Below are 22,538 nucleotides of genomic sequence, written 5' to 3'. Positions count from 1 at the left end.
AGGACAGGCTCATGAACCGTAGCGACGTGCTGATCATCGGCGCCGGCCCGACCGGGCTGGTACTGGCGCTGTGGTTGAGCAAACTGGGGATTCGGGTACGGATTATCGACAAGACATCGACACCCGGCACCACTTCACGTGCGCTGGCGGTACAGGCGCGAACGCTTGAACTGTATAGCCAGCTCGACCTCAGCGACGCCGTTGTGCAAAACGGCCATAAAGTGGCCGCAGCGAATTTCTGGGTCAAGGGCGAACCGGTCGCACGCCTGCCGCTGAGCACCATCGGCGAGGGTCTGACGCACTACGCGTTTCTGGAAATGTATCCGCAAGACGAGCACGAACGCCTGCTGATCGAACGCCTGGAGGCCTTCGGTATTAAAGTGGAGCGCGATACCGAACTGCAAAGCTTCGAGGAAACCGGCGACGGCATCACCGCCCGGTTGCGCTTGCCCGATGGCCAGCAGGAAACCTGCCAGGCCTGTTACCTCGCCGGCTGCGACGGCGCCCGGTCGATTGTGCGCAAGACGCTGGACACCGGTTTTCCGGGCGGCACCTACCAGCAGATTTTCTACGTGGCGGACGTGCAGGCTCGTGGCCCCACGTTCAACGGTGAACTGCATGTGGACCTTGATGAAGCCGACTTCCTCGCCGTATTCCCCTTGGCCGGCGAAGGTCGCGCCCGACTGATCGGCACGGTTCGCGACGAGCGCGCCGACCGTGCCGAAACCCTCCAGTTTGCAGACGTCAGCAGCCGGGCCATCGAGCATCTAAAAGTGCAGATCGATCAGGTGAACTGGTTCTCGACTTACCGCGTGCATCACCGGGTTGCGGATCACTTTCGCACGGGGCGCGCGTTTCTGTTGGGTGACGCCGCCCATGTCCACAGCCCGGCGGGTGGCCAGGGCATGAACACCGGGATTGGCGATGCGATCAATCTGGCCTGGAAACTCGCGGCGGTGTTAAGCGGTGGCGCCTCGGCCAAACTGCTCGACAGTTATGAAACCGAGCGCATCGCGTTTGCCCGGCGATTGGTGGCAACTACCGACCGGGTCTTCAGTTTCGTCACCGCCGAAGGGCGAATTGCCGACGTGCTGCGCACCCGTGTGGCACCCTTTTTGATCCCGAAAATGACATCGCTGGAAGCCGCTCGGGAGTTCCTGTTTCGCACGGTGTCGCAAACCACCCTCAACTATCGCGGCATGCCGTTGAGCGAGGGCGTTGCTGGCCATGTTCACGGCGGTGATCGCCTGCCTTGGGCCCACGACGGTGAAGGGGACAATTTCGAGTCGCTGAAAAATCCGACCTGGCAGGTGCATGTGTATGGCGATACCAGCGACGAGATGATCGCCTGGTGCACCGAGCATCACCTGCCGTTGCAGGTGTTCGACTGGCGGCCGGCGTTTGAAGCGGCGGGACTCACACGCAACGGGTTTTACCTGTTGCGGCCGGATACCTACGTAGCGATTGCCGACTACAGCGCCGACCCGAAGGTGATCGAACGGTATTTCCGGGACCGTGAAATTCGGCCATTCTTCGGCTGAACCCAAGATTAGCGAGGATGATCGTTCCCACGCTCTGCGTGGGAACGCAGCCAGGGGCGCTCCGCGTCCCAACAAGCGTGACGCAGAGCGTCACAGGAAGCGTTCCCACGCGGAGCGTGGGAACGATCTTTCATCTTTTGATTTTTTAGATCCCGGCCAGGGCCAGGTCCATCGCGAAGTAGGTGAAGATCAAATCCGCCCCGGCCCGTTTGATCGCCCCCAAGCTCTCACGCACCACTCGGTCTTCATCAATCGCCCCGGCCTGGGCGGCGAATTTGATCATCGCGTACTCGCCACTCACCTGATACGCCGACAGCGGCAAACGCGAGGCTTCGCGGATGTCGCGGATGATGTCCAGGTACGCGCCGGCCGGTTTGACCATCAGCGCGTCGGCGCCTTCCTGTTCGTCCATCAGCGATTCCCGCACGGCTTCGCGGCGGTTCATCGGGTTCATCTGATAGCTTTTGCGGTCGCCCTTCAGCGCACTGCCGCCGGCCTCTCGGAACGGACCATAAAGCGCCGAAGCGAATTTGGTCGAATAGGCCATGATCGCGGTCTGGCTGAAACCCGCTTCATCGAGCGCCCGGCGAATGGCCTGGACCTGCCCGTCCATGGCCGCCGACGGAGCGATCACATCGGCGCCAGCGCGGGCAGCGGCTACGGCTTGTTTGCCGAGGTTGATCAGGGTCTGGTCGTTGTCGACTTCGTGGTGGTGCAGCACGCCGCAATGACCGTGGTCGGTGTACTCGCAGAAACAGGTGTCGGACATCACGATCATTTCCGGCACGGCATCTTTGGCGATGCGCGACATGCGTGACACCAAGCCATTGTCGCTCCAGGTATCGCTGCCATTGCTGTCCAGATGATGGGACACGCCAAACGTCATCACCGACTTGATCCCGGCCCGAGCGTAACGCTCGATCTCGCCAGCCAGCTTCGACTCGGGAATGCGCATCACCCCGGGCATGCTCTTGATCGGCACGAAATCGTCGATTTCTTCCTCGACGAAAATCGGCAGCACCAGATCATTCACGGTGAACTCGGTCTCCTGGAACAGGCTGCGCAGGCTCGCATTGCGGCGCAGACGGCGTGGACGTGCTTCGGGGAACTGACTGGGCATGGGTCTTCCTGAAAAAACAGCGGAAAAGACGAAACTTATAGGGAGCGAAGCTTATGCCCTGCAAGGCGCGGCGCACAAACCTCGATCGCTCAAGACTGCGTTGCCGCGGCGGCAACAATCCCCGCATCCAGCACAGATCCCTGTGGGAGCGGGCTTGCCCGCGATAGCGGTATGTCAGTGACATTGATGCTGAAGTTACTACCGTCATCGCGGGCAAGCCCGCTCCCACAGGTTCAGTGCGATAAATCAAAGCGGTTGCTTAGGGATTTCCAGCCCGCGAATCACCGCCGGCCTTGCCAGAAAACGCTCCAGAACGCGGGTAACATTGGGGAAATTCTGGATGCCGACCAGGTCGCCGGCTTCGTAGAAGCCGATCAGGTTGCGCACCCATGGAAAGGTCGCGATGTCGGCGATGGTATAGCGCTCGCCCATGATCCAGTCGCGCCCTTGCAGACGGCCGTCGAGGACTTGAAGCAAGCGCTTGCTTTCCTCAACGTAGCGATCACGGGGACGCTTATCTTCGTAGTCTTTGCCGGCGAATTTGTTGAAAAAACCGAGCTGGCCGAACATCGGACCGATACCGCCCATCTGAAACATCAGCCACTGAATGGTCTCGTAACGCGCCGCCGATTCCTGCGCCAGCAGTTGCCCACTCTTGTCGGCAAGGTAAATCAGAATCGCCCCGGACTCGAACAAGGCCAGCGGTTGGTCCCCCGGACCATGGGGGTCGAGGATTGCCGGGATCTTGTTATTGGGGTTCAGCGAGAGAAATTCAGGGGACAGCTGATCGTTGGTGTCGAAGTCCACACGATGCGGCTCGTAGGGCAGCCCGATTTCCTCGAGCATGATCGAAACCTTGACGCCATTGGGCGTTGGCAAGGAATAGAGCTGGATCCACTCCGGGTATCGCGCCGGCCATTTTCGAGTGATGGGGAATGCAGACAAATCGGTCATAAGGGGCATCCACGGGAAAAACGGAGTGAAGATCATAATGTAGAGCTGCCGAAGGCTGCGATCTTTTGGCGTCCTCAGGGGGGCGCCGAAGAGAAAGATCAACAGATCGCAGCCTTCGGCAGTTCCTACAAGGAGTAAGGTGTGTGCCGTGTCCATAAATCCGCAACATCCAGTCGATAACCTTTTCCCCAATCCGTTCAAGGTTGCCGTTAAAGTGTCGGGCACCTCACTCGGATCGAACCAAAGGGCTTCAGAGGACTCTGAGCATTGCCCTGTAGGAAACGGACCGGGTCAATGACATGGAATACACCCGATGCTGGGAGCTCGCGGTGTCAAGGTTTGTCAGCCTTAACCGAATACGCTGAAGATGACCTATTCGATGATGAACCCATTGAAATTCGCCAAACGCTTCAAGCATCGCGCCTATATCTTCCTGCCCTCCCTGCTGGCGGTCAGCGCGTTGTTTTTGTCGCTTGAGTCCAGTGAAAGCCGCGCCCAACCGGCGGACGGCACTCAGACGCTGGTATTCCTGCGCCACGCGGAAAAACCCGCCGGCGGACTGGGTCAGCTCAATTGTCAGGGGTTGAATCGCGCCATCGACCTGGCCACCTTGTTGCCGGAAAAATTCGGCAAGGCCAACTACGTGTTCGCCGCCAACCCGACACGCAATGTCGAGGAAGGCGAATTCGATAACTCCTACAGTTACATCCGCCCCCTGATGACCATCAGCCCCAGCGCGATCAAGCTCGGCTTGCCGGTGAACATCGAATTCTCGGCCAACGACACCAGCGACCTGGCGGATGAACTGCTCCACGACAAGTATCACAACTCGGTCATTTATACGGCCTGGTCCCACGGCTACCTGCCTGAGCTGATCAACAAAGTCGCCGGGGAAGCCGTCGGCAAAAAACAGAACATTACCGATGACTGGGAATCGAGCGATTACGACTCGCTGTACGTGCTCACGCTGACCTGGCACAACGGCAAGGCCAGCCTGAAGAGCCACAGCTACAAGCAAGGGCTGGATAACGGTCAGGAGACCTGTCCGACTTAAGCTGTGATCGTGGTGGCTTCGAGTTTTATAGTGCCTGTCACGACCTCATCGCGGGCAAGCCCGCTCCCACAGTGGTCTGTGGTGAAACACAGATTTGTGATCGACGCTGCCCCTTGTGGGAGCGGGCTTGCCCGCGATGAGGCCGGCAAAAACAACATCAAAGCAGCTGTTTGCCACGCTCCCGCAGATACTCAATGACAGCCCCCCACTCCCCGACAAACTCGATTCGCGCCCCCTTCTTCTCCCGCTGAAACGCATACATCGGGTCGTAATATTCGCGCAGCAACCCTTCGATCCAGCCTCGGTGCAAATCCACCGCTCCGCTGTTCGCCTGTTCTGCCAGCGCATCTTCCATCAAGGTCAACATCCGCTGATGGCGTTCGCCGCCCAGCCTTTTCTGGACATTGTTCAGGCTCGCCAGCAAACGCTCGGAAAACAGCGCGAAGCCTTCGTCGCCATACACTTCGATGAACTCGGCGCACAAGTCCACCACGTAATCACGCAGGATCCGTTCAACACGCCCTTCCAGGCTGTCCTCCAGCCAAACCATCGGAAATTGCTGCATGCCCTGATACAGCGGCAACGGCAAGGCGCAACTGCCGACCATGCGGCTCTCGTCTTCCAGCACGAACTGTTCGATACCGCGGGCACGCTTCTTCAGCACATCCACGGCCAGGCGGTTTTCAAAGTCGATGTTGGAGGGTTGGCCGGTGGCGCGTTTGCCGAAGCTGGAGCCGCGATGATGGGCGTGGCCTTCCAGGTCCAGCCCATTGCTCAATTGCGTGAGTACCTCGGTCTTGCCGGTGCCGGTCATACCGCCCAGCAAAACGAAATCGCACTGGGCAATGGCCTGATCGAGCGTGTCGAGCAAGAAGGTGCGCATGGCTTTGTAGCCGCCACCGACCCGCGGATAGTCGATGCCCGCTTCGTCCTTGAGCCATTGCTGAACGATCTGCGAACGCAAACCGCCGCGAAAACAATACAAATAACCATCTGGATGCGCCCGGGCAAAATCGGCCCAGGCCTGGATGCGCTCGGCCTTGATCTCGCCGGCCACCAATTGATGCCCCAGCGTGATGGCGGCTTGCTGACCTTGCTGCTTGTAGCAAGTGCCGATCCGTTCCCGCTCGAGGTCATTCATCAGCGGCAGATTGACTACCCCGGGGAATGAGCCCTTGAGGAATTCGACCGGCGCACGGGTATCCATCATCGGCCGGTCGTTGAGAAAGATGTCGCGGTAATCGGTGAAGTCGATGGACATCAAAACACCTCTACCGCGTTAGTCTGTCGCTCAACCAGTTCGCCGATCGGCTCAAGGGTCAGACCGAGTTCGGCTGCCATCATCAAAAACTGTTCATTGCCCTCAGGTGTGACCGCAACCAGCAGGCCGCCGCTGGTCTGCGGATCGCAGAGCACACGTTTGTGCATTTCCTGAAGCCGCCCGAGTTTGCTGGCGTAGCTGTCGAAATTGCGCAGCGTGCCGCCCGGCACGCAGCCTTGATCAAGGTAGTACTCGACACCCGGCAGGCGCGGCACCCGGTCATATTCGATGCGGGCAGTCACGTTGCTGCCGTCGGCCATCTCGACCAAGTGCCCGAGCAGGCCGAAACCGGTGACGTCGGTCATCGCGGTCACACCGTCGAGTTTGCCGAATCGGCTGCCGGGTTTGTTCAGGGTGCACATCCAGTCGCGGGCCAAACCGATGTCGGCAGTGCGCAACTTACCCTTCTTCTCGGCCGTGGTGAGAATGCCGATACCCAAGGGTTTGGTGAGGTACAGCAAGCAACCGGCAGTGGCGGTGTCATTGCGCTTCATATGGCGTTTTTCCACCAGTCCGGTCACAGCCAGGCCGAAGATCGGCTCCGGCGCGTCGATGGAATGGCCGCCCGCCAGTGGAATACCCGCCTCGTCGCAGACCGAACGCCCGCCACGAATCACTTCCCGGGCAATCTCCGGCGCCAGCACATTGACCGGCCAGCCGAGGATCGCAATCGCCATCAACGGATCGCCACCCATGGCGTAGATATCGCTGATGGCATTGGTGGCGGCGATACGGCCGAAGTCGAACGGATCGTCGACGATCGGCATAAAGAAATCGGTAGTCGAGACCACGCCGCGTTCTTCGTCGATGGCATACACCGCCGCGTCATCGCGCGAGGCGTTGCCGACCCAGAGTTTCGGGTCCAGGTTTTGTGCGCCGCTGCCGGCCAGAATCACCTCCAGCACCTGGGGTGAAATCTTGCAGCCACAGCCTGCGCCGTGGCTGTATTGGGTCAGACGAATCGGCTCGCTCATCGGGGATGCACCTTGTGAAGTCAATGCCGAGGATTCTACAGCAACCCTGTGGCGAGGGGGCTTGCCCCCGTTGGGCTGCGCAGCGGCCGCAAGCCCCCTCGCCACAAAAGCTCCTTTGCCACTTTTGTCACTAAAGCTCTATTGCCACAGATCGGGTTACTCATCTGACAGTCGACACCACTTTGGTGCATATCCCCGCCAGATCCCCTTCGCCCTGAAAACCACTCCTTCTGCTCATCGCCCCGAAATCCTTGACCAAAGGGACAATAAAACTACCAATTCCCTCAATTTTTCAGCACTTTGAACAAAACTGGTATGCCTTGTGCAAACGTTTGCGAGCCGCTGATACCGGCCTGTTCGCCACCTAACCGCGCAAACCCGTAGCACCGGGCTTTCGATCCGCACGAAAAGGGACTTTTAATGCATTGCACCTCCAATCGCGTGACTTGCTCACGCACTTTTGCTGTTTCCTTGCTGCTGGCCAGCGTTACAGGACTACTCAGCAGCCACGTTTTGGCCCAACCGGCCAGCGCCGAAGAGTCCGCTCAGGGCGAAGCCCTCAGCCCTGAAGCGAACCCGCCGAAAAAAGGCGCCTACCTGTCGGACTGGTTCAACCAGGACCTGACCGTCATCGGCAGCAAAGACATCAGCTTCGGCCCGCAACCGGCCGACGACATCTACCTGGAATATGAATACTTCGGCCGCAAGGGCCCGTTCGAGTTGTACGGCTACATCGACATTCCGAAGATCTTCGACATCGGCAACAGCCATGACAAAGGTGTCTGGGACCACGGCTCGCCGGTGTTCATGGAGCATGAACCGCGGATCTCCATCGATTACCTCGCCGGCCGCAGCCTGGCCGTCGGGCCGTTCAAGGAGTGGTACGTGGCGTTCGACTGGATCTACGATCACGGCAACAATAGCGCCAATCGCGCCAACACGCTGTACAGCGGCCTCGGCACGGACATCGACACCCATTCGCGGGTCAATCTGTCAGCCAACTTCTACGGCCGCTACCAGTGGGAAAACTACGGTGCCAGCAACGAATATTCATGGGACGGCTACCGCGCCCAGCTCAAGTACATCGTGCCCATCAGCAGTTTCAGCAACGGCGCTTCGTTGACCTACATCGGTTTCACCAACTTCGACTTCGGCTCCGACCTGCACAAAGACAACCCGGCCCGCACCGCCAACGCCACCGTGGCCACCAACGTGTTGCTCTACGCCTTCACCCACTTGCGTTTCACCCTGGTCGGCCGTTACTTCCACAACGGCGGCAACTGGGACGACGGCAGTGAATTGAATTTCGGCGACGGTGACTTCCGCGCCCGTTCCAACGGCTGGGGCTACTACGCCGGTGTCGGTTATCAGTTTTAAGGCTCATTTGAATAAGGAGGTTTTATGAAGGCAATGACCCGTTTTTCCCTGTCCGTCGGTTTGGCCATGAGCACCCTGCTCTCTTCTTCTGCCTGGGCGGTTGACACGCCGATCCAGCCGAAAGTAATGCTGATCACCATGTTTGCCCCCGAGGCGCAGAACTGGATCGATCGCCTGGAGCTCAAGCAAGAAGTGCGCGTACCGGGCCTGTCCGCCGAGTATCCGAATATTCGCTGCAACACCCGACAGGTGTGCCTGATGGTCACCGGCATGGGCCAGACCAATGCCGCGGCCTCGACCCTTGCCCTGGCGTTGTCGCCGAAATTCGACCTGCGCAAAAGTTACTTCCTGATCGCCGGGATTGCCGGCATCAGCCCGCATCACGGCACCATAGGCACCACCGCGTGGGCGCACTACCTGGTGGAGTTCGGCACCCAATGGGAGCTGGATTCCCGGGACGCGCCGAAAGACTGGCCGACCGGTTACCTGGGCATCAACACCAAAGGCCCGAACGAAAAACCACCGCTGGACTACAAGACCGAAGTGTTCGAACTCAATCCGAAGTTGCAGGCCAAGGCGTTCGCCCTGAGCCACAAGGTTCAACTGAGCGAGAGTAAGGAATCAGCGGCATGGCGTTTGAAATATCCGTCGGCCCCGGCCAATCAGCCACCGGTAGTGACCCAGTGCGACACGCTGGCGGGCAATACCTGGTTTTCCGGGACGCGCTTGAGTGAGCGCGCGGAAGTCTGGACCAAGCTGTTGACCAATAACGAAGGGGTGTATTGCACGACTCAGCAGGAAGACAACTCCACCTACGAGGCGCTGCTGCGCGCCAGCCGCGAGGGGCTGGTGGACGTCCGGCGTCTGGCGGTGGTGCGCGCCGGTTCCGACTTCGACCGGCCGGCGCCGGGCCAGAGCGAGGTGGATAACCTGCTCAAATACGCCGATCAAGGTGGGTTTGTGCCGGCGCTGGAGAACCTGTACCGCACGGGGAATCCGTTGGTGCAGGAGATTTTGCAGAATTGGTCGGCTTGGGAGAAAGGTGTGCCTGAGGTCTGAGTTCGGCTTGAGGACACCTTCGCGGGCAAGCCTCGCTCCTACAGAGGTCTGTGTTGGTCACAAATCATGTGAACGGCGCAGATCAACTGTGGGAGCGAGCCTGCTCGCGATAGGGCCAGAACATTCGACAAAGATGCCGACTGGGATGGTTCCGCCGGCGCACCTTGGGCCATAGACTAGGATCATCCGGGGTCAGGAAGGCTCCATGATCACGAGGCGCCCGGCTGTCGCCAGTCACTGTCACCGTCCGACAATTCGACTGAATTTTCGCCGCGCCTCGTGATCCCTCTATAACTACAGGGAGGAATACGGGTTTTATGAACAACGCAAAACTTTTCGTCATTGAATACACCCTTCATGGCCAGCCCAAGTCTTTCATTATCCGCCTCGACAAAATGGACAATGCAGAGGCTTGGCACTGGGCAAGTTGCGATGCCGGAGTAGGCCGGATCCCGCGCTTTGGCCGTGAGAGGGTGCAGAAGACCAGCAAACCGCTGGCAGAGAAATTCGGCATCGAGAATGTGACCTGGCGACCGGCCAGTTGAGCGTCAAAAAGGAGGGGAAAGATTCAAACCGAAGTGGAGCCTGGACGGCTCCACTTTTTTGGCTGAACGGTCAGTGCTTTGCACACTTGCAGCCTTTGGTGGAGCATGCTTCGCCGTGTTCGTGATGTTTGGCGCAGGCTTCACAGCAATAGTGCTTGCCGTGACGCGCGATCGGATGTTCGCCCAGTTTGCAGGAACATTTGGGGCAGTCGCAGATACTTTCACTGTCGATCATGAGTCTGACTCCATTGTTGTGGTCGTCAAGGTGCCGCGGGTGCGCGACACCTGAAGCAAATGACCGCTCGTCCCCCAAACGGGTTCAAACAAACCCTTGGACGGTGTTTGCTTACTAATGAGGGTAGTCGCGATGCGGCTACTCATGAATGAACACTGCCCTGTGGTGAGGGGGGAAACCCTAATGCAGGTAAGCCAAGGCGCAGAACCTGTGGGAGCGTGGCTTGCCCGCGAAAGCGTAGTGTCAGTCGATATCAATGTTGAATGACACGACGCCTTCGCGGGCAAGCCACGCTCCCACAGGATTATCGTTGCTCACATTTCTTGACTTACCGGCATTGGGGGCAAGCCCCCTCGCCACACGAGCAACATCAATCAAATACGGAATTGCCCGACCAGCTGCCCCAGGCGTTGACCGAGGTCGGCCAGGCTGCGCGAGGTCTGGGCGCCGAGTTGGGTTTCGTCGGCGACGCTGTCTACGGCCACGGCGATCTGGTGCACGCTGCGGTTGATCTCTTCGGCCACGGCGGTTTGCTCTTCGGCGGCGCTGGCGATCTGGGCGTTCATCGAGTTGATGGTGCCGATCAATTGGGCCATGGCGTCCAGAGATGCCCCGGCCTCGTTGGCCTGGGCCGACGTGCCGTCGCCGGCCTCGCTGGAGCGGCGCATGGCTTCGACCGCCGATTGGGTGCCGGCCTGCAAGCGGTCGATCATGCTCTGGATTTCCTGGGTGCTGATTTGCGTGCGACTGGCCAATGCACGCACTTCGTCGGCGACCACCGCAAAACCACGCCCGGCCTCACCGGCGCGGGCGGCTTCAATAGCAGCGTTGAGCGCCAGCAGGTTGGTCTGCTCGGCAATCGAACGGATCACCCCGAGCACGCTGACAATCGACGACACGTCTTTCTGCAGGCTGTCGAGCGACACGCCGCTGCTGCGAATGTCATTCACCAACGCATGAATCTTCACGATGCTGCCGGCCACCACACGCTTGGCGGCCTGGCCTTCTTCGTCGGTCTGCTGGGCAGCGACCGCCGCGTTTTGTGCACTCTTGGCCACTTCCTGGGCCGCCGCCGACATTTCGTTGATCGCCGTGGCCACCTGATCGGTTTCGTGACGCTGGCGCTCCATGGCCTGATCCGAACGCTGGGCCTGATCGGACACCTGATTCACCAGCCCGGTCAGTTGCGAGGTCATTTCAGTGATCTGCCGTACCAGACCGTGGATCTTGTCGACGAAACGGTTGAACGAGCCGGCCAGTTGGCCGAGTTCATCCTGGCTGGTGATGGTCAGACGCCGGGTCAGGTCGCCCTCGCCCGCCGCGATGTCGTCGAGGTTGGCTTTCATCAGGTTCAGCGGACGCAGAATCGTGTTGGCCAACAGCATTCCGGCAGCCGCGATCATTAGCAGCACCACGACGGCAATCCCGACAATGCTCAGCACCACGCCTTGCATGCGTTCCTGGACCTTGGCCTCAACCACCGCCACTTGCGCTTCGATGCCGTCAAGGTTGACCGAGGTGCCGACCGCCATGTCCCACTTCGACAGGTATTCGGTGAAGCCGAGTTTGGGCACCAGCACTTGGGTGTTACCGGGCAGCGTCGAGCTGTATTGCAGGTAGTGAGTACCGTCCTTGGCGACTTTCACCAGGTCGCGATTGACGTAGACCCCGTTCGGGTCGCGGTTGTCCTTGAAGCTCTGGCCCACGCCTTCGGGGCTGTTGGCCTTGAACAGGCGCACGGTGTTGGAGTCGTAGCCGAAGAAGTAGCCGTCCTTGCCGTAGGTGATGCTCGACAGCAACTTGATCGCCTGCGCCCGCGCTGCGTCATCGCCGGGAGCGGCCGCGTCGTAGAGCGGTTTGATCGTGGTCATGGCCACAGCGACGTAACTTTGCAGGGTTGCCTTGGCATCGCTGAGCAGGCGCTGACGGGTTTCCTCGACTTCCTTGCGGGCCTGCTCCTGCAGAATGAACAATGTGGTCAGGCTGATGACCAGCGCAAAGAGCAGCACCGGGAGGACGGCAAGGGACAGGACTTTAGCCTTCAGGCTCATGCGCATGACGTTCACTCTTTTGATTTTGTTGGCGTGGTTAAAGGCTATAACGGCAGGCCAATTCAAAAGTTGAGTCAGGATCACATTGATCCTGTGGGAGCGGGCTTGCCCGCGATAGCGTCGCTACAATGTGACTGAAAGACCGCCATCGCGGTGTAGAAACGGATACATCCTTTACAATCGAGACCGGGGACATCCTTTACGTTTTTGTGGGTTTGAAAGGCGGTTTTCACCGCTTTTCAAACGACCTAAAAGGTAATTGCACAAATACACTTCCCAGACCTCATCTTCCACCTCCTTCAGCCCTAGTGCCTCACCCACCAGCGATTCGCTGACAAATACCATTCCACCTTTCCACTTCATTGAACCGTTTTGCCGGACTTTTCTGACCAGCATTTGTGAAGGGTAATTCACCTCCGGCACACGTCCGTCGTAGAGGCGGCTGGATGGCACATAAACATCCGCCGGAACCTTCATTGCCAGGGCCTTGTGAGGGCGTTCGTAGTTGTATTCGTGGCGAAACCGTTCAAACGCCAGCTGCTGCTGTACCAAATTATGCTCAGGTGTCTGAAGCAGCGCAGCCTTGAGGGTTCGGTGCATTCGTTCATGGCGGCCATTCTGGTCAGGGCGTCCGGGCTGGATACGCTCGGGATAGATACCCAAACGTATGAACCACGCCGCCAGACTGGAGATGCGCGACACGCCGGTCGAGGCAAAAGGTGAACCGTTATCCGTGCGAATGACATTGGGCAACCCATACTCTCGAAAAGCCCAGTCAAATCCTTCGCGCGCCCCAGCCACACTGCTTTGCGCCCGACAAAGTAAGAGGAATCGACTGACATGATCGGAGATCGTCAAAGGAAAGCAGCGCTGACCTGATTGCAGGGCGAAGTCGCCTTTGAAATCCGCCGCCCATGTTTGATTGGGCTCTGTGGCTTCGCGTAATGGAATAGGCCCCGTCGGTGGGCGATTAAGGAAACGTCGTTTTTGCACCAAACCTGCACGCTTGAGCCATTCGCCAGCGGTGCTCAACGCGGGCCAAGGCAGCTCCGCGTGCGTGTTTTTAAGGTTGTGAACCAACTTCTCAGGTCCCCAACTCGGATGCTCGCGCTTATAAGCGATCAGCAACTCAAGGACATGCTCACTGATTTGATGGGGGCTGTGGTGCGGACGTCTGGACAGCTCTTTGAGCCCGTCGATGCCACGTTCAGCATAGCGCGCTAGCCACTTGTCCAAAGTGGGCCGGCTGACACCGTAATGCCGTGCCAGCTCACATTTGGAATAGGCGCCGGACATCCAGTCGCCTACGAGTTTCACTCTCTGATCCATTGGGGACTCTCGATTCCAGGGCATGGTCAGGCACCTCCTGACCGTATTTCATACCTGTAAACGATGTCTCCGGTTTAAAACGTAAAGGATGTCTCCGGTTTCTACCCGGGCAAGCCCGCTCCCACAGGGTCAGAGGTGCTACAACACCATCGCCGCCACCCAACCAAACACCAGCAGCGGCAGGTTGTAGTGCAGGAAGGTCGGGACCACGGTGTCCCAGATGTGGTGATGCTGACCGTCGATGTTCAGACCGGAGGTCGGGCCCAGGGTTGAGTCCGACGCGGGTGACCCGGCATCGCCCAACGCACCGGCGGTGCCGACGATGCACACGATGGCAATCGGGCTGAAACCCAGTTGCACGCACAACGGCACGAAAATCGCCGCCAGAATCGGTACGGTGGAAAACGACGAGCCAATGCCCATGGTCACCAACAATCCGACCAGCAGCATCAACAGCGCTCCGATGCCTTTACTGTGGTTGATCCACGACGCCGAGGACTCCACCAGCGTCTGCACATGACCGGTGGCTTTCATCACTTCGGCAAACCCGGACGCGGCGATCATGATGAAGCCAATCATCGCCATCATCTTCATGCCTTCGGTGAACAGGTCATCGGTGTCGCGCCATTTGACGATGCCCGACACCGAAAAGATCAGGAAACCCACCAGCGCCCCGATAATCATCGAGTCCAGCAGCAACTGAACAATGAACGCGGCGGCAATGGCCAGACCGGCGATCATCAGGCTCATTGGGTTGTACTGCACCGCGACCTGTTCGACTTTCTCGATTTTCTCGAGGTCGTAAACGCGTTTCTTGCGGTAGCTGATGAACGCCGCCGCGAGGCCAAACACCATGCCCAGCGCCGGAATGCCCATGGCATGGGTGACATTGATACCGCTGATGTCTACCCCGCTACGGGCGACGTTGGCCAGCAGGATTTCATTGAGGAAGATGTTGCCAAAGCCCACGGGCAGGAACATGTACGGCGTGATCAGACCGAACGTAATGACGCAGGCAATCAAACGACGGTCCAGTTGCAGTTTGGTCAGCACGTATAACAGTGGCGGCACCAGCAACGGGATAAAGGCGATATGAATCGGCAAAATGTTCTGGGAGGCGATAGCCACCACCCACAGCAGGCCGATCAGCAGCCATTTGACGTTTCCGCCACCGTTGGCGTGCTGGCGATCGACCATGGCCAGGGCCCTGTCGGCCAGCGCATGGGCCAGGCCGGACTTGGCGATGGCCACCGCGAACGCGCCGAGCAAGGCATAGGACAACGCAACCGTCGCCCCGCCGCCGAGGCCGCTGTTGAAAGCTTTAAGGGTCGCGTCGATGCCCAGACCACCGGTCAAACCACCGACCAGCGCTCCCACAATCAGCGCGATCACCACATGCACGCGGGACAGGCTGAGTATCAGCATGATGCCGACCGCGGCAATTACTGCATTCATTGTTGTTACCTCAAAAGCAGCGCGGTGAGGCAATCACCGCCAAACGGAATGAGTCCGGCCGGCAGTCTGTATGAGCGCCGCCAGCGGATTAGGAGAAATGGGTTTTATTAGAGGGCGCGCACTGTGCCGGACCGCTGCCGCCTTGTCAAAGCCAACGCCAACCCCTGTTGGCGCTGCCTTCGGCAGTTGAATCAGTGTCATAAGGGTATGAGTTGTGTCAGGCGACATTGATATTGACTGTGCCGCCGCTATCGCGAGCAGGCTCGCTCCCACAGGGTTAGCGGTTATCCGCAAAATTTGCAGGCAATACAGATTCAATGTGGGAGCGGGCTTGCCCGCGATGGCGTTGTGTCAGGCGATATCGATGTTGACTGTGCCGCCGTTTTCGCGGGCAAGCCCGCTCCCACAGGTTAAGCGGCGTCCTTGCGTTTGGAGTCAGCGTTTGGGCAGTTCTATCGTGACTTTCAACCCTTCCCACTCGCTTTCCTGCAGCTTCAACACCCCGCCCCACGTATCGACGATGTCGCGCACGATGCCCAAGCCCAAGCCATGCCCATCCGTCTGTTCATCCAGCCGGGTACCGCGGCTGAACACCTGAGTGCGCTGGTCTTCGGGAATTCCCGGCCCATCGTCTTCCACGCTCAACTCAAACCCTTCAGCCGTTTCGACCACGCTCAGCCGCACCTCCGCATCCGCCCATTTGCAGGCGTTGTCCAGCAGGTTGCCGAGCAACTCCAGCAGATCTTCGCGATCCCACGGCAGTTGCAAACCGGCACGCGCGCGGTAGCTCAAGTCGAGGTGTTCGCCGTGAATCATGTTCAACGTGGCTAGCAACCCCGGTAGCTCGGCATCACAATCGAACAACGCTCCCGGCAGTGCATCCCCGGACAGCCGGGCGCGGTTGAGTTCGCGATTGAGCCGTTGCTGAACCTGTTCCAGTTGCGCCTGCATGACTTTGCGCAACTGCGGGTGAGCATCGAGTTTTTCGCTGGAAACCAGGCTCAACAACACCGCCAGCGGGGTTTTCAAGGCATGGCCGAGGTTGCCCAAGGCGTTGCGTGAACGCTTGAGGCTATCTTCGGTGTGGGCCAGCAAATGGTTGATCTGCGCCACCAGCGGTTCCAGCTCCAGCGGTACTTCTTCGTCGAGTTGCGAACGCTGGCCCTGCTGCAATTGGGCGATTTGCTCGCGAGCCCTTTCCAGGGGGCGCAAGGCGCGGCGCACGGTGATCCGTTGCAATAGCAAAATCAACAACAGCCCCGCCAGCCCCAACCCCAGACCGACCTGCTGCATGCGCCGAAAGCTCTCGCGCACCGGGGTGTAGTCCTGGGCGACGCTGATGGAAATCGCCTGGCCCAACCGGCGATAGTCCGAACGCAACACCAACAACTGCTGGCCTTCCGGCCCCAATTGCAGATTGCTATGCAGGCCAGGATGTTCAAGCTGCGGCAGCTCCTGATCCCATAACGAGCGGGAGCGCCAATGGCTGTTGGCGAAATCGATACGGAAGTAATGCCCGGAGAACGGTCGCTGATAGGCCGGCGACAAATGCCGCTCATCCAGTTGCAAACCCTGCGGCCCACGCACCAGCGCCACCAGCAGGTTTTCGCTGTCGTTGCGCAACCCGTCTTCGAGGTAGCGTTGCAACCCCATTTCGAACAGCCACAGGCTGGTTTGCGCCAGCACCAGGCCGACGATCACCATCACGCTGATCAGGCCCAGGCTCAAGCGGCGCTGGATCGACCTCACTGGGCTTGCCCGCCGAACAGGTAACCCTGACCGCGGCGGGTTTCGATCACGCTGCGGCCGAGCTTGCGTCGCAGGTGGTTGACGTGAACTTCCAGCACGTTGGAATCGCGCTCGGTTTCACCGTCGTAGAGGTGTTCAGCGAGGTGGCTTTTGGAAAGGATCTGTTCAGGGTGCAGCATGAAATAACGCAGCAGGCGAAACTCGGCGGCGGTGAGCTGGATGTCCGCACCGTCGCGGGTCACGCACTGGCGACCTTCATCCAGATGCAAACCGGCGGCCTTGAGCGTCGGCTGATTGGCGTGACCGTGGGAGCGGCGTAACAATGCCTGGACTCGCAGGTGCAGCTCTTCGGGGTGAAACGGTTTGGTCAGGTAATCGTCGGCACCGGTCTTGAGACCTTCGATCCGCTCAGCCCAGGAACCGCGCGCGGTGAGGATCAGCACTGGCGTGGCCAAGCCGCCGGCCCGCCATTGCGCCAGCACGTCGAGCCCCGGCAAACCCGGTAGTCCCAGGTCAAGGATGATCAGGTCATAAGGCTCGCTGCTGCCCTGGTACACCGCATCGCGGCCGTCGGCCAGCCAATCCACCGCGTAACCCTGCCGGTTGAGGCCGGCCATCAATTCGTCGGCCAGCGGCACGTGGTCTTCCACCAGGAGCAAACGCATCGGTCAGTCTTCCTTGTCTTTCAGTAAATGGCCGGTGGTGGCGTCGAGGTCCAGCTCGCGCACCATACCTTCGGCGGTCAGCAGCTCGACCTCGTAAATGTAGACGTCGTGCTTTTCCTCAAGCTCCGCTTCCAGCAGCTTGGCCCCGGGATAGAGGTCCAGCGCTTGCTGCAAGAGCTGCTCCAGCGGCAGGATCACACCTTGTTGGCGCAGGCGCAGGGCCTCGTCCTGATCCAGGTCGCGGGCCATGACCACCGAGCAAAATGCCAGGAGCGCCAGCGCCATCCGACTGCTGGCGCGCCGATTTAAACAAAACACCTTCATTACGTATCCTGATGATCCTTGAGAACCTGCCCGCTGACAGCGTCCAATTCCAGGTCCCACTCAAGGCCCTGCGGGTCGCGCAGTTCCACCTGGTAGATGTACTTGCCGTACTCTTCTTCAAGCTCGGTTTCGCTGATTTTGGCGCCGGGGTGTTTGGCCAATGCCGTGGCGTTGAGCTTCTCGAAGGACACAATGGTACCAGCGTCGCGCAGTCTCAGGGCTTCGTCGGGGCCTAGGTCTCGCGCGTGGGCGATGCTGGCAGTCATGGCGATGATGGAGGCGGTGAACAGGGCAGTCAGGATTTTCATGGGTGTCTCCGTATTTTTTTATGTGTTGCTACGAGGGTCACCTTAGTGATTCGAACTTAACTGAAACTGAATTGCCATCATTGGGAATAGCACCACGATATCGCAGCCATAAGCAAAACATGTGGGAGCGAGCCTGCTCCCGATGACGGTGCCACATTCACCCTCTACGTGACAGTCAGTCCGCTATCGCGAGCAGGCTCGCTCCCACATTGGATTCGTGTACCCACAGAACTCACTTATAATCCCCCGCCTGCCAGACATCGAGACCGGTTATGACCGCGATCCACATCAAGTTCCCTTCCCTGACTGTCAAGGCCGGCCCGCGAGCCTTGGCGCGCATCCGTGCAAATGGCTTGAGCGCCGCCGATGTGGGCACGCTGCCGGGCGCTGCCGGTGGCCCGAAAGCGTTGGGAATTCAGGGGCTGGATCTGGCGCTGTTCGGCGAATGGCTGCCGGCGGCGCCCCGGGAGCGTTCGCTGATCGGCGCCTCGGTGGGTTCCTGGCGGTTCGCCAGCGCCTGCTTGCCGGATGCCGCCGAAGGCATCCGTCGCCTCGGTCATCTGTACACCGAGCAGAATTTCGCCAAGGGCGTGACCATGGCGCAGATCAGCCAGAGTTCCCGGCGCATGCTCGATGACTTGCTCGACGGCCGCGATGCCTCGATTCTGGACAACGCCCACTACCGACTGAACATCATGGTGGTCAAAAGCCATGGCCTGCTGGCGGACGATCATCGCGGTCGGCTGGGGCTGGGCCTGTCATCGGTGATCGCTGACAACCTGCGCGGGCGCGCGCGGCTGTCGCGGCATTTCGAGCGGCTGATCCTCCACGACCCGCGTCTGGCGCCACCGGTCAACGCGCTGAATGACTTCCCGTCGCGCTTCGTTGCGCTGGATACCGGCAACCTGCGCCAGGCCCTGCTCGCCTCGGGTTCGATCCCGATGGTCATGCAAGGCGTGCGTGACCTGCCGGGTGCCGGCGCCGGGACGTTTCGCGATGGCGGACTGCTGGACTATCACCTCGACTTGCCCTACAGCGGTAACGACATCGTGCTGTATCCGCACTTCACTGATCGAGTGATCCCCGGCTGGTTCGACAAGACCCTGCCGTGGCGCCGCGCCTGTCCTGCGCGCTTGCAGGATGTACTGTTGCTGGCGCCGTCAAAGGAATATCTGGCGCGCCTGCCCTACGGCAAACTGCCGGACCGTAACGACTTCAAGCGCTTCATGGGCGATGCCCCGAGCCGGCAGAAATACTGGCGCGCAACAATGGATGAAAGCCGCAGGCTAGGTGACGAGTTTCTCGAACTGACCGCCAACGGTCGCTTGGGCGAGCGCTTGCTGACCCTTTAGTCAGTGTTTTCCCGCATCGCCAAACACAAGCTGGTAAACTCGCCACCTGCCCCTATCGCCGCGGCGATCGCCACCTGACAGAGCTGAACATCACTGTGGAAATCTTCAAAGAGTTTACTTTCGAATCCGCCCACCGCCTGCCCCACGTGCCGGACGGCCACAAGTGCGGTCGCCTGCACGGTCACTCGTTCAAAGTGGCGATTCACCTGAGCGGCGACCTCGATCCGCACACGGGCTGGATCCGCGACTTCTCGGAAATCAAGGCGATCTTCAAGCCGCTCTACGAGCGTCTGGACCACAACTACCTGAACGACATTCCCGGCCTGGAAAACCCGACCAGCGAAGTGCTGGCCAAGTGGATCTGGAATGAATTGAAGCCCCTGCTGCCGGAACTCAGCGCGATTCGCATCCACGAGACCTGCACCAGCGGTTGCATCTATCGCGGTGAGTAAATCGATCTAAAGACAACGAAAATCCCCTGTGGGAGCGTAATGCTGTTCACTTAAGAGAGTCTTGAGTCAGAGAGACCTGTGGCGAGGGAGCTTGCTCCCGCTTGAGTGCGTAGCACTCACAAAAATCGGCAATGATTGTAGATTTTCGGGGCCGCTACGCAGCCCAGCGCGAGCAAGCTCGCTCGCCACAAAGGTACGCACGATCCAAGAGCCCGCCTAATGAACAGCAAGCCCGCTCCTACAAGAGCAACTGCGTTTCGTCAGTGAATAGAAAAACAGCCTTCAATGGCTGTTTTTTTATGCCTATGCTTCTTGGCTCGCACACGCCAAGAGGACGCTCCCATGGCTGACTGGCCGCTGGCTCAGACCTATCGCTTCAACGGGCATTCCGTGCGCTACGCCGTGCGTGGCGACGGGCCGCCGCTGGTGTTCGTGCATGGCACGCCCTTCTCTTCTTATGTGTGGCACCGGATTGCGCCGCACTTCATCACCACGCACCGGGTGCACTACTTCGATCTGCTGGGTTACGGGCAATCCACACAACCGGACGGCGATGTGTCGCTTGGCGTACAAAACCAGCTGTTGGCGCAATTGCTGGAGCACTGGGGCCTGCAACGGCCAGACGTGGTGGCCCACGATTTCGGCGGCGCCACTGCGTTGCGCGCGCATCTGCTCAATGGCAAGGATTACCGCAGCCTGACACTGATCGATCCAGTGGCGCTGTCGCCCTGGGGTTCGCCATTCGTGCAGCATGTGCGTCAGCATGAAGCCGCATTCAGCGGATTGCCCGATTACATTCAGCAGGCGATTGTGCCGGCCTATATTCGCGGCGCGATCAAGCGCGAGATTCCCGATCAAGAGCTGGCGCCCTATGTGCGGCCATGGCTTGGGGAGCCTGGGCAAGCAGCGTTCTATCGGCAGATCGCGCAGATGGATGAACGTTATACCCGCGAGGTCGAAGGGCTGTATCCGACGGTTCGCTGCCCGGTGCAGATTCTTTGGGGAGAGGACGATCAGTGGATTCCCATCGAGCGCGGCCGGGCGCTGCAACAGATGATTGCGGGGTCGCAGTTTCATGCCATTGCCAATGCCGGGCATCTGGTTCAGGAGGATGCACCGGAGGTGATTGTGGCGGCGATATTGCGGTTTTTGCCCCTGCACAATTCCCCCTGAAAAAACCGAATCCATTGTGTGCGGGCTTGCTCGCGAAAGCGGTGTATGTCAGGCCGCTTTCGCGAGCAAGCCCGCTCCCACATGGGTGCTGTGTTCCTTCAATTGCACCGCTTTCGTGCCCGCCACCCGCTAAATCTCCGCACTCGACTATAAATAATTACGCCAGCTCAGCTTTGGCACGACCACTGCAACACCCTCCGCGTCCTCCATCCAGCAAGGAACGCCATATGACGCAGAACGATTCAGGCAACGATTACCCCCTCAGCGAAGTCCCGATGCATGCCCGCAAGGGACTTGCCTCCACCGCCATGGTGCTACTGGGTTTTACCTTCTTCACCGCGACCATGTTTGCCGGTGGCAAGCTTGGCGTGGCGTTCAGTTTCGGCGAGATGATGGCGGTGATTATCGTCGGCAATCTGCTGCTGGGGATCTACGCAGCGGGGCTGGGCTACATCGCCTTCAAGAGCGGCCTGAACTCGGTGCTGATGGGACGTTTCTGCTTTGGTGAAGTGGGCAGCAAACTCAGCGACCTGATCCTCGGTTTCACCCAGATCGGCTGGTATGCCTGGGGCACCGCGACGGCGGCAGTGGTGCTGGGAAAATATTTCGAACTGAGCGAGGGCACGGTTCTGGGGTTGATGGTGCTGTTTGGCCTGGGCTTCTGCGCCACGGCGTACATCGGCTATCGCGGGTTGGAGATTCTGTCGTACATCGCCGTGCCGGCCATGATGTTGCTGCTGATGCTGTCGATGTGGGTTGCGACGGTGAAGGTCGGCGGGCTCGAGGGCTTGCTCGCGGTGGTGCCGACGGGGACACTGGATTGGTCGACCGCCATTACCCTGGTGTTCGGCACGTTCGTCAGCGGTGCGACGCAAGCCACCAACTGGACACGTTTCTCCCGTTCGGCGCGGGTGGCGGTGCTGGCGAGCCTGATCGGCTTCTTCGTCGGCAACGGTCTGATGGTGCTAATCGGTGCCTACGGCGCCATCGTCTATCAGCAACCGGATGTGGTCGAAGTGCTGCTGTTGCAAGGCTTCGCCATGGCCGCGATGGCGATGTTGCTGCTCAACATCTGGAGCACCCAGGACAACACCATCTACAACTTCGCTGTCGCCGGCTGCAACCTGCTGCGCACCGGCCGGCGCAAAGCCGTGACCCTGGCCGGTGCGGTGATCGGTACGCTGCTGGCGCTGCTGGGCATGTACGACATGCTGGTGCCTTACCTGATTCTGCTGGGCACGGTCATTCCGCCAATTGGCGGGGTGATCATGGCGGACTTTTTCTTTCGCTATCGGGGCCGCTACCCACGCCTGGCCGACACATTGTTGCCCGCGTTCAATTGGCCGGGGCTGAGCGCTTATGCGGTTGGCACAATCGCCGCCTTCAGCTCGCCGTGGGTCGCGCCGCTGGTAGGGATTGCCGTAGCCGCGCTAACGTATGTGCTATTGACCGGGGTACTGGGTGTCCGTACCGCCGACGCACCACTACAAGATCTCTAGA

General features: G+C 59.6%; 21 protein-coding genes and 1 pseudogene. 9 read left to right on the top strand and 13 right to left on the bottom strand.

Going from position 1 to position 22,538, the window contains the following annotated elements; all coding sequences use genetic code 11:
• Positions 1–11: 11 nt before the first annotated feature.
• Positions 12–1,541 (top strand): FAD-dependent oxidoreductase, encoded by a 1,530-nt coding sequence (locus tag AB7M26_RS14495; RefSeq protein ID WP_123497866.1) that lies wholly within the window; start codon positions 12–14, stop codon positions 1,539–1,541.
• A 145-nt stretch (positions 1,542–1,686) separates the two neighbouring features.
• Here AB7M26_RS14495 and hemB read toward each other — a convergent pair whose 3' ends face one another.
• Together hemB and AB7M26_RS14485 are read right to left on the bottom strand one after the other, a co-directional pair.
• On the bottom strand, positions 1,687–2,661 hold the full coding sequence (gene hemB / locus AB7M26_RS14490) for a porphobilinogen synthase (RefSeq protein WP_123497868.1): 975 nt from the start codon (positions 2,659–2,661) through the stop codon (positions 1,687–1,689).
• Positions 2,662–2,907: 246 nt separating this feature from the next.
• The gene (locus AB7M26_RS14485; RefSeq protein WP_123497870.1) at positions 2,908–3,615 is read right to left on the bottom strand and encodes a glutathione binding-like protein; all 708 of its coding nucleotides are present in this window, start codon (positions 3,613–3,615) and stop codon (positions 2,908–2,910) included.
• A gap of 382 nt (positions 3,616–3,997) precedes the next feature.
• On the opposite strand from AB7M26_RS14485, the gene AB7M26_RS14480 reads away from it, so the two are divergent.
• The gene (locus AB7M26_RS14480) at positions 3,998–4,669 is read left to right on the top strand and encodes a histidine phosphatase family protein (RefSeq protein WP_429388842.1); all 672 of its coding nucleotides are present in this window, start codon (positions 3,998–4,000) and stop codon (positions 4,667–4,669) included.
• Between the two features lie 157 nt (positions 4,670–4,826).
• Here the strand turns inward: AB7M26_RS14480 and mnmH are convergent, their stop codons facing one another.
• Entirely contained in the window at positions 4,827–5,930 is a 1,104-nt protein-coding gene (gene mnmH, locus AB7M26_RS14475; RefSeq protein ID WP_123497873.1) for a tRNA 2-selenouridine(34) synthase MnmH, read from the bottom strand.
• On the bottom strand, positions 5,930–6,964 hold the full coding sequence (selD, locus tag AB7M26_RS14470; protein ID WP_123497875.1) for a selenide, water dikinase SelD: 1,035 nt from the start codon (positions 6,962–6,964) through the stop codon (positions 5,930–5,932). The genes mnmH and selD overlap by 1 nt, the downstream gene beginning before the upstream one ends.
• Positions 6,965–7,384: 420 nt before the next feature.
• Here selD and AB7M26_RS14465 point away from each other — a divergent pair, with 420 nt between their 5' ends.
• From AB7M26_RS14465 to AB7M26_RS14455, 3 genes are all read left to right on the top strand, one after another.
• Positions 7,385–8,341, top strand: coding sequence for a nucleoside-specific channel-forming protein Tsx (locus tag AB7M26_RS14465; RefSeq protein ID WP_429384904.1), 957 nt, complete (start codon positions 7,385–7,387; stop codon positions 8,339–8,341).
• Positions 8,342–8,365: 24 nt separating this feature from the next.
• Positions 8,366–9,400, top strand: a complete 1,035-nt coding sequence (locus AB7M26_RS14460) for a purine-nucleoside phosphorylase (protein ID WP_123497879.1) — start codon at positions 8,366–8,368, stop codon at positions 9,398–9,400.
• A 317-nt stretch (positions 9,401–9,717) separates the two neighbouring features.
• Positions 9,718–9,945 (top strand): DUF6555 family protein, encoded by a 228-nt coding sequence (locus AB7M26_RS14455; RefSeq protein ID WP_008071169.1) that lies wholly within the window; start codon positions 9,718–9,720, stop codon positions 9,943–9,945.
• A gap of 70 nt (positions 9,946–10,015) precedes the next feature.
• On the opposite strand, the gene AB7M26_RS14450 is transcribed toward AB7M26_RS14455, so the two are convergent.
• The 9 genes and pseudogenes from AB7M26_RS14450 to AB7M26_RS14410 form a co-directional block, all read right to left on the bottom strand.
• The gene (locus AB7M26_RS14450) at positions 10,016–10,180 is read right to left on the bottom strand and encodes a metallothionein (protein ID WP_123497881.1); all 165 of its coding nucleotides are present in this window, start codon (positions 10,178–10,180) and stop codon (positions 10,016–10,018) included.
• 374 nt (positions 10,181–10,554) lie between these two features.
• Positions 10,555–11,310, bottom strand: coding sequence for a methyl-accepting chemotaxis protein (locus tag AB7M26_RS14445; RefSeq protein WP_371317174.1), 756 nt, complete (start codon positions 11,308–11,310; stop codon positions 10,555–10,557).
• Positions 11,311–11,412: 102 nt separating this feature from the next.
• Positions 11,413–12,231: pseudogene (locus tag AB7M26_RS14440) on the bottom strand (cache domain-containing protein); the annotation flags it as partial.
• Between the two features lie 174 nt (positions 12,232–12,405).
• Positions 12,406–13,584, bottom strand: a complete 1,179-nt coding sequence (locus AB7M26_RS14435) for an integrase core domain-containing protein (protein WP_123501468.1) — start codon at positions 13,582–13,584, stop codon at positions 12,406–12,408.
• Between the two features lie 114 nt (positions 13,585–13,698).
• A complete protein-coding gene (locus AB7M26_RS14430; RefSeq protein ID WP_123497885.1) occupies positions 13,699–15,015 on the bottom strand; it encodes a Na+/H+ antiporter family protein in 1,317 nt (438 codons plus the stop codon).
• A gap of 435 nt (positions 15,016–15,450) precedes the next feature.
• Complete coding sequence (locus AB7M26_RS14425; RefSeq protein ID WP_123497887.1) at positions 15,451–16,764, bottom strand: sensor histidine kinase; 1,314 nt, start codon at positions 16,762–16,764, stop codon at positions 15,451–15,453.
• On the bottom strand, positions 16,761–17,429 hold the full coding sequence (locus tag AB7M26_RS14420; RefSeq protein ID WP_008071174.1) for a response regulator transcription factor: 669 nt from the start codon (positions 17,427–17,429) through the stop codon (positions 16,761–16,763). Before AB7M26_RS14420 ends, AB7M26_RS14425 begins: the two co-directional genes overlap by 4 nt.
• Before the next feature lie 3 nt (positions 17,430–17,432).
• The gene (locus AB7M26_RS14415) at positions 17,433–17,753 is read right to left on the bottom strand and encodes a PepSY domain-containing protein (RefSeq protein ID WP_123497889.1); all 321 of its coding nucleotides are present in this window, start codon (positions 17,751–17,753) and stop codon (positions 17,433–17,435) included.
• A complete protein-coding gene (locus AB7M26_RS14410) occupies positions 17,753–18,061 on the bottom strand; it encodes a PepSY domain-containing protein (protein ID WP_123497891.1) in 309 nt (102 codons plus the stop codon). The genes AB7M26_RS14415 and AB7M26_RS14410 overlap by 1 nt, the downstream gene beginning before the upstream one ends.
• 272 nt (positions 18,062–18,333) lie before the next feature.
• On the opposite strand from AB7M26_RS14410, the gene AB7M26_RS14405 reads away from it, so the two are divergent.
• From AB7M26_RS14405 to codB, 4 genes are all read left to right on the top strand, one after another.
• Positions 18,334–19,413, top strand: a complete 1,080-nt coding sequence (locus tag AB7M26_RS14405; protein ID WP_123497893.1) for a patatin-like phospholipase domain-containing protein — start codon at positions 18,334–18,336, stop codon at positions 19,411–19,413.
• A gap of 95 nt (positions 19,414–19,508) precedes the next feature.
• Positions 19,509–19,865, top strand: coding sequence for a 6-carboxytetrahydropterin synthase QueD (gene queD, locus AB7M26_RS14400; RefSeq protein WP_003173033.1), 357 nt, complete (start codon positions 19,509–19,511; stop codon positions 19,863–19,865).
• Positions 19,866–20,207: 342 nt separating this feature from the next.
• The gene (locus tag AB7M26_RS14395; RefSeq protein ID WP_123497895.1) at positions 20,208–21,038 is read left to right on the top strand and encodes an alpha/beta fold hydrolase; all 831 of its coding nucleotides are present in this window, start codon (positions 20,208–20,210) and stop codon (positions 21,036–21,038) included.
• A gap of 227 nt (positions 21,039–21,265) precedes the next feature.
• Positions 21,266–22,537 carry a cytosine permease gene (gene codB / locus AB7M26_RS14390; protein ID WP_123497898.1) on the top strand — a complete coding sequence of 424 codons (1,272 nt, stop codon included), beginning with the start codon at positions 21,266–21,268 and terminating at the stop codon, positions 22,535–22,537.
• The last annotated feature ends 1 nt before the right edge of the window (position 22,538 follow it).

The sequence above is a fragment of the Pseudomonas sp. F-14 TE3482 genome, from assembly GCF_053629455.1.
Note: the sequence above shows the minus strand (reverse complement) of the source record. Positions and strands in the feature narration are given on the sequence as shown.

Bases quoted from the DNA above. Each gene is read 5' to 3' on its own strand.
- AB7M26_RS14495 (WP_123497866.1), top strand. From the start codon at position 12: ATGAACCGTAGCGACGTGCTGATCATCGGCGCCGGCCCGACCGGGCTG.
- hemB (WP_123497868.1), bottom strand. From the start codon at position 2,661: ATGCCCAGTCAGTTCCCCGAAGCACGTCCACGCCGTCTGCGCCGCAAT.
- AB7M26_RS14485 (WP_123497870.1), bottom strand. From the start codon at position 3,615: ATGACCGATTTGTCTGCATTCCCCATCACTCGAAAATGGCCGGCGCGA.
- AB7M26_RS14480 (WP_429388842.1), top strand. From the start codon at position 3,998: ATGAACCCATTGAAATTCGCCAAACGCTTCAAGCATCGCGCCTATATC.
- mnmH (WP_123497873.1), bottom strand. From the start codon at position 5,930: ATGTCCATCGACTTCACCGATTACCGCGACATCTTTCTCAACGACCGG.
- selD (WP_123497875.1), bottom strand. From the start codon at position 6,964: ATGAGCGAGCCGATTCGTCTGACCCAATACAGCCACGGCGCAGGCTGT.
- AB7M26_RS14465 (WP_429384904.1), top strand. From the start codon at position 7,385: ATGCATTGCACCTCCAATCGCGTGACTTGCTCACGCACTTTTGCTGTT.
- AB7M26_RS14460 (WP_123497879.1), top strand. From the start codon at position 8,366: ATGAAGGCAATGACCCGTTTTTCCCTGTCCGTCGGTTTGGCCATGAGC.
- AB7M26_RS14455 (WP_008071169.1), top strand. From the start codon at position 9,718: ATGAACAACGCAAAACTTTTCGTCATTGAATACACCCTTCATGGCCAG.
- AB7M26_RS14450 (WP_123497881.1), bottom strand. From the start codon at position 10,180: ATGATCGACAGTGAAAGTATCTGCGACTGCCCCAAATGTTCCTGCAAA.
- AB7M26_RS14445 (WP_371317174.1), bottom strand. From the start codon at position 11,310: ATGGAGCGCCAGCGTCACGAAACCGATCAGGTGGCCACGGCGATCAAC.
- AB7M26_RS14435 (WP_123501468.1), bottom strand. From the start codon at position 13,584: ATGCCCTGGAATCGAGAGTCCCCAATGGATCAGAGAGTGAAACTCGTA.
- AB7M26_RS14430 (WP_123497885.1), bottom strand. From the start codon at position 15,015: ATGAATGCAGTAATTGCCGCGGTCGGCATCATGCTGATACTCAGCCTG.
- AB7M26_RS14420 (WP_008071174.1), bottom strand. From the start codon at position 17,429: ATGCGTTTGCTCCTGGTGGAAGACCACGTGCCGCTGGCCGACGAATTG.
- AB7M26_RS14415 (WP_123497889.1), bottom strand. From the start codon at position 17,753: ATGAAGGTGTTTTGTTTAAATCGGCGCGCCAGCAGTCGGATGGCGCTG.
- AB7M26_RS14410 (WP_123497891.1), bottom strand. From the start codon at position 18,061: ATGAAAATCCTGACTGCCCTGTTCACCGCCTCCATCATCGCCATGACT.
- AB7M26_RS14405 (WP_123497893.1), top strand. From the start codon at position 18,334: ATGACCGCGATCCACATCAAGTTCCCTTCCCTGACTGTCAAGGCCGGC.
- AB7M26_RS14395 (WP_123497895.1), top strand. From the start codon at position 20,208: ATGGCTGACTGGCCGCTGGCTCAGACCTATCGCTTCAACGGGCATTCC.
- codB (WP_123497898.1), top strand. From the start codon at position 21,266: ATGACGCAGAACGATTCAGGCAACGATTACCCCCTCAGCGAAGTCCCG.